General features: G+C 42.4%; 13 protein-coding genes. 2 read left to right on the top strand and 11 right to left on the bottom strand.

Annotated features, from left to right (window positions below; genetic code table 11):
- The first annotated feature begins 116 nt into the window (after positions 1 to 116).
- Positions 117 to 2,927, top strand: coding sequence for an ATP-binding protein (locus DW173_RS11055; protein ID WP_120144450.1), 2,811 nt, complete (start codon positions 117 to 119; stop codon positions 2,925 to 2,927).
- A 102-nt stretch (positions 2,928 to 3,029) separates the two neighbouring features.
- On the opposite strand, the gene DW173_RS11050 is transcribed toward DW173_RS11055, so the two are convergent.
- The 11 genes from DW173_RS11050 to DW173_RS11000 all read right to left on the bottom strand — a co-directional run bounded on the left by DW173_RS11050 (position 3,030) and on the right by DW173_RS11000 (position 13,547).
- Positions 3,030 to 4,469, bottom strand: a complete 1,440-nt coding sequence (locus DW173_RS11050; RefSeq protein ID WP_008020687.1) for an NADH-quinone oxidoreductase subunit N — start codon at positions 4,467 to 4,469, stop codon at positions 3,030 to 3,032.
- 37 nt (positions 4,470 to 4,506) lie between these two features.
- Entirely contained in the window at positions 4,507 to 5,991 is a 1,485-nt protein-coding gene (locus DW173_RS11045; RefSeq protein ID WP_004312107.1) for a NuoM family protein, read from the bottom strand.
- Positions 5,992 to 6,029: 38 nt separating this feature from the next.
- Positions 6,030 to 7,919, bottom strand: a complete 1,890-nt coding sequence (nuoL, locus tag DW173_RS11040) for an NADH-quinone oxidoreductase subunit L (protein WP_120144449.1) — start codon at positions 7,917 to 7,919, stop codon at positions 6,030 to 6,032.
- Positions 7,920 to 7,973: 54 nt separating this feature from the next.
- The gene (gene nuoK, locus DW173_RS11035) at positions 7,974 to 8,282 is read right to left on the bottom strand and encodes an NADH-quinone oxidoreductase subunit NuoK (RefSeq protein WP_004312109.1); all 309 of its coding nucleotides are present in this window, start codon (positions 8,280 to 8,282) and stop codon (positions 7,974 to 7,976) included.
- Positions 8,283 to 8,319: 37 nt separating this feature from the next.
- A complete protein-coding gene (locus DW173_RS11030; protein WP_004312110.1) occupies positions 8,320 to 8,832 on the bottom strand; it encodes an NADH-quinone oxidoreductase subunit J in 513 nt (170 codons plus the stop codon).
- A 2-nt stretch (positions 8,833 to 8,834) separates the two neighbouring features.
- Complete coding sequence (locus DW173_RS11025; RefSeq protein ID WP_120144448.1) at positions 8,835 to 9,323, bottom strand: 4Fe-4S binding protein; 489 nt, start codon at positions 9,321 to 9,323, stop codon at positions 8,835 to 8,837.
- Between the two features lie 12 nt (positions 9,324 to 9,335).
- Positions 9,336 to 10,412, bottom strand: a complete 1,077-nt coding sequence (gene nuoH / locus DW173_RS11020; protein ID WP_008020691.1) for an NADH-quinone oxidoreductase subunit NuoH — start codon at positions 10,410 to 10,412, stop codon at positions 9,336 to 9,338.
- Between the two features lie 20 nt (positions 10,413 to 10,432).
- Positions 10,433 to 12,025, bottom strand: a complete 1,593-nt coding sequence (locus tag DW173_RS11015) for an NADH-quinone oxidoreductase subunit D (protein ID WP_004312112.1) — start codon at positions 12,023 to 12,025, stop codon at positions 10,433 to 10,435.
- An 82-nt stretch (positions 12,026 to 12,107) separates the two neighbouring features.
- A complete protein-coding gene (locus tag DW173_RS11010; RefSeq protein WP_004312113.1) occupies positions 12,108 to 12,710 on the bottom strand; it encodes an NADH-quinone oxidoreductase subunit B in 603 nt (200 codons plus the stop codon).
- Positions 12,701 to 13,051, bottom strand: a complete 351-nt coding sequence (locus tag DW173_RS11005) for an NADH-quinone oxidoreductase subunit A (protein WP_004312114.1) — start codon at positions 13,049 to 13,051, stop codon at positions 12,701 to 12,703. Before DW173_RS11005 ends, DW173_RS11010 begins: the two co-directional genes overlap by 10 nt.
- Positions 13,052 to 13,169: 118 nt before the next feature.
- Positions 13,170 to 13,547: a hypothetical protein gene (locus DW173_RS11000; RefSeq protein ID WP_004312115.1), complete on the bottom strand. Its 378-nt coding sequence runs from the start codon at positions 13,545 to 13,547 to the stop codon at positions 13,170 to 13,172.
- A gap of 260 nt (positions 13,548 to 13,807) precedes the next feature.
- Between DW173_RS11000 and DW173_RS10995 the strand changes: the two genes are divergently transcribed.
- Positions 13,808 to 15,412 (top strand): DUF6377 domain-containing protein, encoded by a 1,605-nt coding sequence (locus DW173_RS10995; RefSeq protein WP_032851024.1) that lies wholly within the window; start codon positions 13,808 to 13,810, stop codon positions 15,410 to 15,412.
- The last annotated feature ends 5 nt before the right edge of the window (positions 15,413 to 15,417 follow it).

The raw sequence follows: 15,417 nt of genomic DNA, 5'->3' as shown, positions 1-15,417 counted from the left end.
ATTTTATTTATTTATTTTCGTAATCTTCTTTTAGCTTTTTTATTTGCTCCTTTATGGTATCAGTGATTACCTTTTTTGTATATTTGTCAACCTATTGTTTTACAATGATACAAAATATGCAAACCGACAACGAGCGATACAAAAAAATGGCTTCTCTTGCACAAATCGGGTGGTGGGAAGTAGATTTAACGGCAGGATATTATTTATGTTCCGATTATCTTTCTGATCTTTTGGGATTGGACGGCGACACCATCTCTACTTCGGATTTTCTGAACCTGATACGTGAAGATTATCGCAAGCAGATTGCCCAGGAGTTCCGGGCAAATTCTTCTATCCATAAGGACTTTTATGAACAAACTTTCCCTATTCATTCAAAATATGGTGAGATCTGGTTGCATACCCGTCTGGCTTTTCGTGAGAAGGGTACAGGTGTTGATGGAGGTGATAAGTCTTTCGGAATAATCCAGCGCGTTGAGGCTCCCAAGGAAGAAGATCAAAGGGATGCATTAAGGCGTGTGAATGATTTGCTTTGTCGTCAGAATTTTGTTTCGCAATCGTTGCTTCGTTTCCTACGTGATGAGGCAGTAGAATCTTGTATCGCAGATATTTTGAGAGATATTCTGAATCTTTATAATGGAAAAGGGCGTGTTTATATTTTTGAATACGACGAAATTTATGCCCATCATAGTTGTATCTACGAAGTTGTTTCTGAAGGAGTGTCGGCAGAGATAGACAATCTGCAGGACATGCCTGCCAGTGAGTCAAAATGGTGGAGTGAACAGATATTATCGGGCAAGCCGATTATTTTAAATACACTGGAGCAGTTATTAGAAGAGGCTCCTGATGAATATCAGATTCTTGTAGTTCAGGGAATCAAATCGTTAATGGTGACTCCTTTGATGACAGGCGACCGCGTTTGGGGATATATGGGGATTGATTTGGTTGAGACTTACCATGACTGGAGTAATGAAGATTTTCAATGGTTCTCCTCATTGGGAAATATTATAAATATCTGTATCGAGTTGCGTAAAACTAAGGACAAGGTAATCCGTGAACAGACTTTCCTAAATAATCTGTTTCATTTTATGCCGATGGGATATATACGTATGTCCATTATCCGTGACGAGAATAATAAACCTTGCGATTATCGGGTGACGGATGCGAATGAGGTCAGTTCAACCTTCTTCGGGCTTCCTTTGGAGTCGTATATTGGTTCTTTGGCATCTGAAAAGCATCCTGACTATCTCCAAAAACTTAATTTTCTGGAAGAAATACTGGATAGTAATTCTTATAGGGAGAAAGATGAATATTTTCCAAGAACGGAACGGTATACGCATTGGGTTATTTATTCTCCCGGAAAAGATGAAATAGTCGGTTTATTCCTCGATTCTACGGGATCGGTACAAGCTAACCGAGCATTGGATCGTAGTGAAAAACTCTTTAAGAATATCTTTGCTAATATTCCGGCAGGAGTAGAGATCTACGATAAGGACGGCTATTTGATAGATTTGAATAATAAGGATTTAGAAATATTCGGTGTAGTGAATAAATCGGATGTGATAGGGGTTAATTTCTTTGAGAATCCGAATGTGCCGCAGGGGATTCGTGATCGTGTGCGGAATGAAGATCTGGTGGATTTCAGACTTAATTATTCTTTTGAGCAAGCAGGAGGATATTATGAGACAAGCCGTTCTAATGTGATAGAACTATATTCGAAGGTTAGTAAACTATATGATAATGAGGGCAACTTCAGCGGATATATTTTAATAAGCATTGACAATACGGAGCGTATTGATGCAATGAACCGTATTCGTGATTTTGAGAATTTCTTCTTGATGATATCCGATTATGCAAAAGTAGGATATGCCAAATTGAATCTCTTGAACCGCAAAGGTTATGCTATAAAACAGTGGTATAAGAATTTAGGTGAGGAGGAAGATATTCCTTTGAGTGAGGTGGTAGCAGTTTATAGCCAAATGCATCCCGAAGACCGCAAGCGTTTCCTCGATTTTTATGATGGAGTCAGAGACGGAAAAAGGAGGCATTTCCAAGGGGAGATGCGTATTCGTCGTCCCGGAACGAAGAACGAATGGAATTGGGTCAGCAGTAATGTAATGGTCACCAATTATAAACCGGAAGAAAATGAAATAGAAATCATCGGTATCAATTATGACATTACAGAATTGAAGGAGACTGAAGCCGAATTGATTCAGGCACGTGATAAAGCAGAGATGATGGATCGTTTGAAAAGTGCTTTCCTTGCCAATATGAGTCATGAAATCCGTACGCCGCTGAATGCCATTGTCGGTTTCTCCGATTTGCTGGTAGAAACTGAAGAGCTGGCAGAACGTCAGGAGTATATTAAGATTGTACGTGAGAATAATGAACTTTTGTTGCAATTAATTTCAGATATACTCGATTTGTCAAAGATTGAAGCGGGTACATTTGAGTTTACTAACGGAGATGTAGATGTAAATCTGTTATGTGAGGATATTGTCCGCTCTATGGGGATGAAAGCGAAAGAAGAGGTGGAACTGGTGTTTGATGATCATCTTCCGGTTTGTCATGTCATTAGTGACCGTAACCGTATACATCAGGTGATCTCTAACTTTGTTAACAATGCAATGAAGTTTACCTCTGAAGGTAGTATTCATGTGGGATATAAACTAAAAGATGGCGAATTGGAATTCTATGTTGAAGATACAGGCATCGGTATTGAGAAAGAGCAATTGCCACATATCTTTGAGCGTTTTGTGAAGCTTAATTCTTTTGTACACGGTACAGGATTGGGACTTTCTATCTGTCAGAGCATCGTTGAACAATTAGGTGGGCGGATTGGCGTTGATTCTGAAAAAGGAAAAGGATCAAGGTTTTGGTTTACTATTCCCGGAGTGATCGTGACGGAAGAGGTGGGCTGTGCCCGGTAGAGTAAAAGCGGCTTTTATATAGAAGAAACGGTCTTGGTTTTGATGTCGATTGATACTGACATGAAACCAAGACCGTTTCTTTGGTGAAAAGGTGTAGTCCGTTTAAATTCCGAACGACAGTTTATCGATGGATTGATATACGATACTTGCAATACCCAGTCCGATGATACCCAATGTGCAAAGTGCTAGTCCCCATTTTGTGCAACGGTCGCTGCGGAAAGTAGGAATCGGGTTGTCGGAAGGAGTGATGTACATTGCTTTTACAATCAATAGATAGTAGTATAATGAAATCACTGTATTTACCAATGCGATGAATACCAGCAAGTGGAAACCTGCATCGAACGCAGCCATGAAGATAAAGAACTTAGAGAAGAATCCGGCAAACGGAGGGATACCTGCCAATGAGAACAGAGACAGAGTCATCAAGAGAGCGATTTTGGGATTCGTTTTATAAAGTCCTGCGTAATCTTCGAGCGTGAATTTCTGACTGCGTAATGCCACGATAGTGATAACGGCAAATACTCCGAGGTTGGCGGCAGCGTACACTAATACATAATATACCAATGCCGTCATGCCTTGTGCTGTGCCTCCGATAACGCCTAACATAATATATCCCGCTTGCGAAATACTGGAGAACGCCATCAAACGTTTCAGGTTTTGCTGACGGACAGCAAATATATTGGCAATAGTGATAGAAGCGATGGTTACCCAATAAAGTACTTCCTGCCAGTCATTAATCATTGGAGCGAATACTTTGATAAGGACGGCCAATAATACAAATGCTGCCGATCCTTTTGATATAACACTCAAATAAGCGGTAACTGTACTCGGAGCGCCTTCGTAAACGTCTGCTGTCCATAAGTGGAACGGAACCAGTGACAACTTGAATGCCATTCCTGTGAAGAAGAATATAAATGCCATGATCTGTAACGGATTTCCGTCGATATGGGCAGGGAGGTCATCGAAATAAAGAGTCCCGGCAGAACCATAGATCATGGACAGACCAAACAACAGCAATGCACTGGAGAAAAGAGCTGTCAGAATGTATTTGGCACCTGCTTCGGCAGAGTTATGACGGTATTTATCGAAGGCAATCAATGCTGCCATCGGAATAGAAGCTGTTTCGAGCCCGATGAAGAACATCAGGAAATGTCCGGCGGAAATCATGAGATACATACCAAACAAGGTAGAGAGTGTAAGCACATAGAATTCTCCTTGTTTGAATGAAGTGTCTTCTCTTTTCATCCACTCGTGCGCCATCAGGAAAACAATCAGTGTACCGACATTCAGGATCGATTTAACAACTGTGTGCATCGGTACATAGTGATACATACCACCGAATGCATCGGCAGCAGTTCCCGGAATCAGGTTGATAGCCGTATGGATAGCCATCAGAATAACGGGCAACATGGTGTTCAGGCGTGCTTTCCCACTATTTTTGTGTGCATCCGGACTCATGAAGAGGTCAGCTAGAAATAGCAGCAGTAAGACAGCTATGAGCGACAGCTCTTCTCGCATATTTAGAAATTGTGAATAATCCATCTTGTTTATTTATGAATTAAGAATTATGATTTATGAGTTAGGGGATTAGTTGTGAGACAACCGGTAATACGCTTTCACCAATCATGTGGCTAACCCAGAAAGGAGCCATACCTAGTCCGGCAACGCAAACGATGAGGCAGATAACGGCTACACGTTCGTCCCACGTTGCGTCGGTCAGTTCGAGGTGATGTTTGTTGGTGCAGGTTCCGTACAGGATCTTACCTACCAGGCGCAGGATGTAGACTGCGGTAATCACAATCGAAGAGCAGGCGATGATGGTCAGTGTACGGTGAAATACGTCGTTGTTCTGGAAAGAGCCGACGAAGATGGTCATTTCAGCAATGAAACCGCTTAATCCCGGCAGACCGAGGTTGGCAAGACCGGCAATCACATAACATACACTAAGGAACGGCATAATTTTCATTAAACCGGCAAGTTCGCGGACGTCACGTGTGTGTGTACGTCCATATATCATACCGATCAGAGCAAAGAACAAGGCTGTCATTAATCCGTGTGAAAGCATCTGAAGGATTGCTCCTGTTGCTGCTGTCTGGTTTAGCATCAGAATGGCGAAAAGAACCAATCCGCAGTGAGATACGGATGAATAAGCATTGATATATTTCAAGTCGGTCTGTACACAAGCGGAGAAGGCTCCGTAGACTACAGAGATACCTGTCAGTATCAGGAATATCCAGGAAAGTTCGTTGGCTGCTTCCGGCATCAGATACATGGCGATACGGAAACATCCGTAACCTCCCAGTTTCATCAATACTCCGGCATGAAGCATGGATACGGCAGTCGGGGCGGAGGCGTGACCGTCAGGACTCCATGTGTGGAACGGGAAAAGGGCGCCCAATACACCGAAGCCGAGGAAAGTCAGCGGGAACCAGATGCATTGCTGTGCAAAAGGTATGTTGTGCAACTGTGCAATTTCGAGAAGGTTCATGGTGGTTGCTCCCGAACCGAAATAGATTCCGAGAATACCAATCAATAGGAAAGCGGAACCGCCCATCAACATAAGAGTCAGTTTCATGGCTGCATATTCTTTACGTCCTGATCCCCATACACCAATCAGCAAGTACATCGGTATCAACGCAATTTCGTAGAACATGAACATGGTGAACAAATCGACGGATATAAAGAATCCGAATACTCCCATAGACAACAGGGTGAACCAGAGGAAATATTCTTTCGTCAGCGGTTGCAGGCGCCAGGAAGCGAATGTACCGGTGAATACGATGACAGCAGACAATAACAACATGGCTACCGAAATTCCGTCAACACCTACTGAATAAGATATGTGAAGCGGGGCATACCAAAGCGTATCTGCACGGAAAAGCATTTCTGCCGTGTTTCCGGCGCTACGCTCTCCCAGATACAGGAATGTAAGTACGACGGAGGCAATCAGAAGTGCCGATGCGCCAGTAACCATAACCCCCCGGATGGCTTTGATTCCTCGTGCTGCCCAAAGTCCGGCCAGCATCAATAAGGGGATAAGTACGAATATGGATAAGAAATTCATCTTTATGATTTACTATTTAAAGATTTACTATTTACTATTTAGAGAATCAGCAGTAGGATAAGTGCCAATGCACCGCAAAGGAACACATACGCATATTGTTGTACCTGACCGCTCTGCAAACCACGAATCTCGTCGCTTGTTGTGTTGGTAGCCCATGCCAGGAAGTCAAAGAATCCATCCACTACATGACGGTCGAACCATGCGATAGGAGTAGAGATACAGCGGAAGATAATCTTATGCGTAATAAACTGGTAGATATCATCAATATAGAAGCGATTATAGGCTGCCTTGTGCAGACCTTTGAATCGTTTTGCCAACGAATCAGCAACAGGCTGTTTGGCATTCTTGTACATCCATGTAGCGATTGCAATCGAAATAATCGCAATAACAACGCTCGTAATAGCCACTGACGGATCGAGATGGATAGAATAAGATTCACCATTCGAACTGATGAAGTGTCCGAAAGGAATAAATCCTGCTCCACAAGTTACAACTGCCAGAAACATCAACGGGAAAGTCATAGCCAACGGACTCTCGTGTGGTGTGTGATGTGCATGAAGTTCTTTGTTTTCCTTGCCCCAAAAAATACCGTAGTAGAGGCGGAACATATAGAAAGCTGTCATTGCAGCGATGACTGTCATCACCCATCCCATTACAGGGCTGTATTGGAAACAAGCAGCCAGAATTTCATCTTTCGAGAAGAAGCCCGAGAACGGAGGAATACCGGCAATAGCCAGACAAGCAATCAGGAAGGTCCAGTGAGTGATCGGCATATATTTGCGTAAACCTCCCATAGCGGACATTTCATTAGAATGTACGGCATGGATAATGCTACCTGCACCGAGGAAGAGCAATGCTTTAAACATGGCATGTGTGAAAAGGTGGAACATGGAAGCCATGTAGCCCAAACCTCCTTCGTGCGGATTCATGGAAGTACAAACACCCAGAGCTACCATCATGAAGCCAATCTGTGAAATGGTAGAGAAAGCCAGTACACGTTTGATGTCTGATTGTACGCAAGCCACACTTGCCGCGTAGAATGCTGTAAATGCACCTACCCAGGCAACCATGTGCAGCGTATTCGGTGCGTATGCAATGAAAAGCGGGAACATACGTGCCACCAGATATACACCGGCAACTACCATGGTAGCCGCATGAATCAATGCGCTGACCGGAGTAGGACCTTCCATTGCATCCGGCAACCAGATATGCAACGGGAACATGGCACTTTTACCGGCACCACCGACAAACATCAGTCCGAGAGCCAACGGAAGCATAGAAGCTCCACCGCTTATCAAGGATACTGTATCCGGAGTGAATCCGAATGTACCACCGTAATATCCGTAAATCAAGATACCGATCAGGAAGCCCAAGTCAGCAAAGCGAGTAACAATAAACGCCTTCTTGGAAGCAGCGATGGCAGCCGGTTTTGTATAATAAAAACCGATTAGCAGGTAAGAACTTACACCCACCAGCTCCCAAAAAAGGTACATCTGGAAGATGTTGGTTGCAACGACCAATCCCAGCATAGACATGGTAAACAGGGATAGGAAAGCGTAATAGCGTTGAAAACCGACTTCTCCTTTCATGTAACCGAAAGAGTAGATATGTACCATCAGTGACACTGTAGAGATGACGATCAACATCATTACCGATATAGGATCGAGCAAGATGCCCAAATCGAAGTGTAAAGTCTCTGTAAAAGGAAGCCACGTGAAGTTGTAAGGCATCAGTGTGGCGAATGTTCCGTCTTCCAGTCGTGGAGCGGAGAAATATTGGAAAGCTGTAACGTAGGATAGTACTGCTACTGCTCCCAGTATCAGCGTACCGATTGTACCCGCTGTCCGGTGGGACATCCATTTACCTCCGATTCCCAATATGAGAAAGGAGAAGAAAGGAAGAAGGAGTATTAGAATTGTTAGTTCCATACAGTTTTATTTAATTACTTGAGTTATTATTATTAATTCTTGGTGAGAAACAAATCACCACTTCAACTCGTCCAGATTGCGCACCTGAATGCTTCGAAGATTACGATAAATGTTAATCATGATGGCGATAGCTATTGCAGTTTCCGCAGCCGAGATGGCGATGGAAAAGAGTGCAAAGAAATAACCCTCCATTCCCCCCGGAAAAAGGAATCGATTGAACACGGCGAAGTTGATGTCCGTAGCATTCAGCATTAACTCTACAGAAATCAGGATAGCCAGTGTGTTTCGGCGGGTAAAGAATCCATAGATTCCTGCAAACATCATGATGGTAGAAACTACCAGGTAATATTCCATGTGTATCATATTCGAACTCTATTTTGATAGTTAATACTTAAAATTCCTATCTCTTACGTGCAATCATGATGCCACCGATGATACACGCCAGCAATAATATGCTGACAGCTTCGAAAGGCAATACATAACCGTATTTGTCACTACTTAATAAAGCGTTCCCGATAGCATGAATGCTAATTTCTTGCGGGGCCAAATTAGCAGTCTGCATGAAATCGTGCTTCAGTGTGATAAACAGGATAATGGCCAAACCGGCAATCATAGTGAAGAGTCCGGCTAAGACTTTACTTCGTTTTGCTTTCTCGGCCCGGTCGCCTTCTCCGCTGGTCAGCAGGATGGAGAATACATAAAGAACGACGATACCACCGGCATAAACCATAATCTGAACGGAACCCAGAAAGGTGTAACCCAGCAAAAAATAGATGCCGGCCGTGCCGAAGAGCACGAAGAGCAGGTAGGTGGCCGAGCGTACGATACGTTGGGTAGTCACCGTCATGATGGACATAGCAATAATAAATGCTGCCAAAAAGTAGAATACTACTGTTTCAAGTGTTGATCCCATATCTAAACTTCTTTTTTCTTTTCTATTACTTTACTACCGTCGTGGTTCAACTTCAGGACAAGTTTCGCCCGGTCGAAGACTGCATGTTCGAAGTTCTGATCGAACGTGATGGCATCGTGCGGACAAGCATTGACACAGAGCTGGCAGAACATACAGGCACCCAAATCATATTCATAGGTTGCCAGGATTTTCTTCTTTTTTCCATCTTCTGTTTTGACGGTTTCGCTGGTCACTTTGATTGTATCGTTCGGACAAGCCATTTGGCACAGTCCGCAAGCTACACAGCGATGTTCATTATTCTCATTGTGGGGCATATTCAGCGTACCACGGAAACGGTCGAACATTTTCAGCTCTTTCCGGTTTTCGGGGTATTGCTCGGTCACTTTCTTACGGAAGTATACCTTGATGCTGGTTTTCATACCCGTTGCCAGTGTACTGATGCCATGCACCAGACCACCTAAGTACGTATATTTTTTATCTTTATATTCCATAATTTACATTTATCAAAAGTGGAAGCCGAAAGCTACGCAGCATGCCATTAATAATAGATTTACCATAGAAATTGGAACCAGGTATTTCCATTCCAGATTCAAGATCTGGTCGATACGCAAGCGTGGGAAAGTCCATTTGATCCACATCAGAAGGAATACCACAAAGAATGCTTTGGCGAAGAACCAGATAAAGCCCGGAATATAATCCATTACAGTGTTAAATCCATCCAAACCAACAATGTGCAGCGGCATCCATCCTCCCAGGAAGATAGTGGCGGCAACACTGGCTACGATAAACAGATTCAAGTATTCTGCCAGATAGAAGAAACCGAAACCCATACCGGAGTATTCAGTATGATATCCGGCTGTCAGCTCACTTTCCGCTTCGGGAAGGTCGAACGGGCCACGGTTACATTCTGCATTTCCGGCAATCAGATAGATGATGAAAGCAATGACCGCAGGAATATGTCCCTTGAAGATGAACCAACCATTAGCTTGTCCTTCTACGATTTCAGAAAATTGCATGGTTCCCGTCAGCACTACCATTGTCATGATACTCATACCAACAGAAAGTTCATAACTGATAATCTGTGCACCGCTTCGCATGGCACCGATCAAAGAGAATTTGTTGTTACTACCCCAACCGGCCAGCAAGATACCGACAACTCCAATGCTGGAAGCTGCCAACAGGAAGAACACGCCCACATTAAAGTCCAGAATCGCCGCACCTTTATTAAAAGGAATACAAGCGAAAGTCAGGAATGAAGCGATAATCACCATGAATGGAGCAAGATTGTAAAGGAAATGGTCGGCACCCTTCGGCATGAAGATTTCTTTGGTCAGCATTTTGAGCACGTCGCAGACCACTTGGATAGAACCCCATTTACCAACACGGTTCGGTCCAAGACGACACTGGAAAAAACCGCAGACCTTACGCTCCATGTAGATCAATATGATAGCTAGGATGGCATACAGTGCTACGAGGCACACGCCGACAGCTACACATTCTATAAAGATGGCTAATCCCTCCGGCATAATGGAGAGCAGTAGCTCATGTATCCAGTTTGTTACTATACTAAAGTCGAACATATATTTTTAATAATTAAGTATTATCTGTCAATATCCGGAACGACATAATCTATTGTTCCGCCAATAGCAATTAAGTCGGCAATCTTTGTTCCCCGGCAAATGGTGTCAATTGCAGCAACAAGCGGCAATCCCGTAGCACGGTAGTGCAGGCGGTAAGGCGTTTTGTCACCCTGACTTTCCAGGAAGACACCAAATTCACCACGACTTCCTTCTACTGCTGCATAGTAACTGCCTTCCGGAACACGGATGATAGGTTTCATCTTCTCCTGATAAGGTCCCTCGGGAATATTGTCTATTAATTGCTCAATGATGTTCAGACTTTCCATGATCTCATCCATACGCACCAGGTAACGGGCAAAGCAGTCGCCTTCCGTATAAACGATTTCTTTGAAATCGACTTTGTCATATACACCGTATGGCATTCGTTTACGTACGTCACACGCCCATCCTGATGCACGGCCTGTACCTCCGGTACAACCGAAAGAGATGGCATCTTCACGGCTTAACACACCGACGCCTTTCATACGGCTTTGTGCAATGATGTTACCCGTGAATATATCGTGATATTCGTGGATAATTCCTCTCATATATGGAATGAACTCTTTTACTCGTTTGACGAAATTAGGATGAAGATCAGCCTGTACACCGCCAATCGTATTGTAGTTCATAATCAGACGTCCGCCGCAAGTTTCTTCAAAAATATCGAGAATCTTCTCGCGGTCACGGAATCCATAAAAAAATGCTGTCAACGCTCCTAAGTCCATAGCAAGACAAGAGTAAAACAGCAAGTGAGAATCGATACGTTGCAACTCGTCCATTATGGTACGGATGTACTGTACGCGTTCACTGACCTCAATGCCCATGGCTTTTTCAATGCACATACACAATGCATGGCGGTTCTGATGCGCGCCCAAATAGTCCAGACGGTCTGTCAAAGCCAATGTTTGAGGGTAAGTGAGGCTTTCATTCATTTTCTCGATGCCTCGGTGGATATACCCGCAGTTCGCATCAATCTTACGAATGATTTCACCTTCCAGAGAAACACGGAAGCGCATTACACCATGGGTAGCAGGGTGTTGCGGACCGATGTTGACTACATATTCTTCTTCGCCGAACAGTTTCGTCTCTTTGTTCTTGATGGTTCCGTCCGGGTTCAGTTCTATTTCTTGAGTCGTATCAAACGTCTCTTCATTGGTCATGCACAGTGGGTTATCCTTTTCCGGGTCGTTATCTTTACGCATTGGATAACCGATCCAATCGTTGCGCAGGTAGAGCCGGCGCATATCAGGATGACCGACAAAGGTGATGCCATAAAAATCAAAAACTTCACGTTCGTAGAAGTCGGCTATCTTCCAGATGTCGCTGACAGACGGAATTTCCGGTAGCTCGCGGTTGGTTGTCGCTGTTTTTAGTGCTATCCGTTCGCCTGTAATGGTAGATTCCAGATGGTAGACTACGCCTAAACCGCGGAGTTTTTCCGGAGCGTCTTTCTCATCGGCTACTCCCCAGTCCATACCGGTGAGGCTTTCGAGAAAGTCCATCTGTTTTTCATTTCGCAAGCGCAGCATCTCGTCGTGTAACGCTGCAGGAGCTATAAATTGTATTTCTTGCATAAATCAAATTAAATTAAGAATGAAAAATTAAGAATGAAAAATCTGCCGGGATGTTGCATGCGAATTCTTCATTCATCATTCATCATTCTTCATTTCTTAAATAATCCGGTTTCTTCTCTTTTCTGTTTACTCCACCAAAGAACTTTTCTATTTTCACTTTGCGTTGCAATTGCATCATGCCATAATAGAATGCTTCAGGACGTGGCGGGCATCCGGGAATATATACATCTACCGGAAGAATCTTGTCCACTCCGTTCACTACGTGATAGGACTTCTTGAAAGGACCTCCGCTGACAGCGCATCCGCCTACGGCAACCACATACTTCGGATCGGGCATCTGGTCGTAAAGTCGTTTCAGTACCGGAGCCATTTTATTGGTGATTGTTCCGCATACCATAATCATATCAGCCTGACGCGGGCTGGCACGTGCTACTTCAAACCCAAAGCGGGCCATGTCATAACGCGCGGCACCCAGTGCCATAAATTCGATACCACAACAACTGGTTGCAAAGGTAAGCGGCCACAGTGAATTGCTGCGCCCCCAGTTGATAAAGTCGTCAAGTACTCCGAGGGCAACATTGGCTCCTCCTGCATTAAGTTCCTTGACCAACTTTTCCAATGATTCATTGTCAATAAACTCATCATACGGAATAGATTTTATTTTTGGCTTTTTGGTTATTTCCATTCCAAAGCTCCTTTCCTCCAGGCATAAGCAAGACCTAGAACTAAAATGATAAAGAAGAAGAGAACACTAATAAGTCCCTGTGGTCCCATGTCACGCATAACTACCGCCCACGGAAACAGAAAAGCTGTTTCGACATCGAACATAAGGAATAGGATGGCAAACAAGTAGTAGCCTACACGGAACTGCATCCATGATTTACCACGTGTCGGTATACCACATTCATAAGCCTCAAACTTTTGCAGGTTGTATGAACGGGGAGAGATAGCACGCGAGAGGGCTATTACTACACCGACAAAAGCAAGCGCTGTCAGTAAAACAACAACTAAAAATGTAAAATTCATAATTCAATAGCTGTTTAGATTGAATATTATATAGAAATAAGCAATTAGTCTATTCGCCCTATGGAGAATAAAACCAACTGTAATAAATGACGAGCAAAAGAGTCTACTGTACTGTAGGCTAAATGACAATCTTTCTCAACCCATATATATAATAGGAGATAGGATCGTAATAGTATGTAGGAGAATGGGATGAGACAGGGTAAGGTGGACTTTGATGTTTGTAATGGTCACAGAAATAAGCGATTAACAAAAACATGCTTTTATCTGTCGGAACATGTGCGACGTCTGTATGACTCATATCACAGGTTTGAGTCGTATAAAGATTATAAAGACGTTCCAAAGCATCCTGAATCGGACGATCTTGTGATACATAGCATTTCTCCTGCCGATAAGTCGGGGAGGAAACTTTGCACATATCTTCCATTGCTCCGTTAGTTGCGCAATGGATGAGCAAAGCCAACACTAAAAGTAGTCCGAATTTTAAGCTTTGTTTCATCTTTCTCCTTTAACGGCTGCAAATATAGAACTAATATTTATACTTTTTGCAAAGTCCGTATGGCAAAAAAGCTTTTTTTAACTCCATATCTTTTAGATTCATTTTTTAATCAGTATGGTTTCACAAATATCATTTAGAATGGGGTAATTTCTCCATCTTCATTTGTTAAAAGATGCAATAAAAAGAATGATTTACGCTCTTTTTTGCGAATTACACAAAGAAAATACATTTTTTTGCAGATTAAGAAAGAATACATGATTATGAAACGCACACTTTGGTTTATATTTTTCCTTCTAAACTCCTTGTTTTACCTCTATGCAGATAGTGAGAATGATTCTTTGTTGAAGGTGTTAGACAAAGTGATTTCTGAACGTTTGATATATACCCAGAAAAAAGAAGCTACCATAAAAGAATTAAAGAAAAAGAAGGTTGGCCTTAATTCGTTGGAGGATATATATAATTTAAATAAAGAGATTATCCATCAATATGAGACTTTTGTCTGTGACTCGGCAGAACAATACATTCATGAAAATATTGATATAGCAAAAACGATCGGTAATAAAGAATATCTTTTGGAAGAGCAGCTCCGGTTGGCTTTTGTCTATTCTTTATCCGGTTTGTTTATTCAAGCAAATGATATTTTTAAGTCGATAAAATGTGCGGATTTACCCGATCATTTGAAAGCTTTGTATTGCTGGAATCGTATACGTTATTATGAAAATCTCATTAAATACACGGACGATGTACGGTTTTCAAACGAGTATATATCGGAAAAAGAAGCTTATCGGGATACTGTGATGAGCATCTTATTTGACCAGTCGGATGAATATAGAAAAGAAAAAGCTGTGAAGCTTCAAGATAAGGGAAGTACCAAAGAGGCTCTTCTGATTTTGACAGAGATATATGATAAACAAGAGCCGGCATCTCATGGATATGCTATGATGGCTATGGGGCTTGCCAGAGCTTATCGGTTGATTGGGAATTATGCACTGGAAGAAAAGTTTCTAATGCTGGCTGCTATGACAGATACAAAACTGGCTGTCAAAGAGAATGAGGCATTATTGACATTGGCAGTTAATTTGTATCATAAAGGAGATATAGACAGGGCTTATAATTATATTAAAGTAGCGTTGGATGATGCCATCTTTTATAATTCCCGTTTTAAGAATACGGTAATTGCCCGTATCCATCCGATTATTGAAAATACATACTTGATCCGGTTGGAAAAACAAAAGCAGAACCTTCGTTTCTATATATTTCTGACTAGCTTGTTTGTGGTAGCTCTTGCTATCACCCTGTATTTTACATATAAACAAACAAAAATTGTATCCCGGGCTAAACGGCATCTTAAAGCTATGAATGAGGAACTGGTCGGGCTGAATAAGAATCTCGACGAAGCTAATCTGATTAAGGAAAAATATGTGGGGTATTTTATGAATCAATGTGCCGTTTATATTAATAAACTCGATGAGTACAGGAAGAATGTGAACAGGAAAATCAAGACCGGACAGATTGATGATTTATATAAGTCATCCTCCCGACCTTTTGAAAAGGAACTTGAAGAACTATATCATAACTTTGATAAAGCGTTCCTTAAATTGTATCCTAACTTTGTGGAAAAGTTCAATTCTTTGTTGAAACCGGAGGAGCGTTATAAACTGGAAAAGGACCAACTGAATACAGAATTACGCATATTTGCATTGATACGGTTAGGAATTACCGATGTTGGACAGATTGCTGTATTTTTGCATTATTCTGTGCAGACAATCTATAATTATAAAAGTAAAGTGAAGAGAATGTCCACTCTTGATAGTAATATCTTTGAGGAGGAGGTAAAAAAGCTTGGTTCTTTGTCTCAAAAATGATTCTA

The sequence above is a fragment of the Bacteroides sp. AM16-13 genome (assembly GCF_003602705.1).
In the GTDB taxonomy this organism is placed as follows: domain Bacteria; phylum Bacteroidota; class Bacteroidia; order Bacteroidales; family Bacteroidaceae; genus Bacteroides; species Bacteroides xylanisolvens.
Note: the sequence above shows the minus strand (reverse complement) of the source record. Positions and strands in the feature narration are given on the sequence as shown.

Bases quoted from the DNA above. Each gene is read 5' to 3' on its own strand.
- DW173_RS11055 (WP_120144450.1), top strand. From the start codon at position 117: ATGCAAACCGACAACGAGCGATACAAAAAAATGGCTTCTCTTGCACAA.
- DW173_RS11050 (WP_008020687.1), bottom strand. From the start codon at position 4,469: ATGGATTATTCACAATTTCTAAATATGCGAGAAGAGCTGTCGCTCATA.
- DW173_RS11045 (WP_004312107.1), bottom strand. From the start codon at position 5,991: ATGAATTTCTTATCCATATTCGTACTTATCCCCTTATTGATGCTGGCC.
- nuoL (WP_120144449.1), bottom strand. From the start codon at position 7,919: ATGGAACTAACAATTCTAATACTCCTTCTTCCTTTCTTCTCCTTTCTC.
- nuoK (WP_004312109.1), bottom strand. From the start codon at position 8,282: ATGATACACATGGAATATTACCTGGTAGTTTCTACCATCATGATGTTT.
- DW173_RS11030 (WP_004312110.1), bottom strand. From the start codon at position 8,832: ATGGGATCAACACTTGAAACAGTAGTATTCTACTTTTTGGCAGCATTT.
- DW173_RS11025 (WP_120144448.1), bottom strand. From the start codon at position 9,323: ATGGAATATAAAGATAAAAAATATACGTACTTAGGTGGTCTGGTGCAT.
- nuoH (WP_008020691.1), bottom strand. From the start codon at position 10,412: ATGTTCGACTTTAGTATAGTAACAAACTGGATACATGAGCTACTGCTC.
- DW173_RS11015 (WP_004312112.1), bottom strand. From the start codon at position 12,025: ATGCAAGAAATACAATTTATAGCTCCTGCAGCGTTACACGACGAGATG.
- DW173_RS11010 (WP_004312113.1), bottom strand. From the start codon at position 12,710: ATGGAAATAACCAAAAAGCCAAAAATAAAATCTATTCCGTATGATGAG.
- DW173_RS11005 (WP_004312114.1), bottom strand. From the start codon at position 13,051: ATGAATTTTACATTTTTAGTTGTTGTTTTACTGACAGCGCTTGCTTTT.
- DW173_RS11000 (WP_004312115.1), bottom strand. From the start codon at position 13,547: ATGAAACAAAGCTTAAAATTCGGACTACTTTTAGTGTTGGCTTTGCTC.
- DW173_RS10995 (WP_032851024.1), top strand. From the start codon at position 13,808: ATGAAACGCACACTTTGGTTTATATTTTTCCTTCTAAACTCCTTGTTT.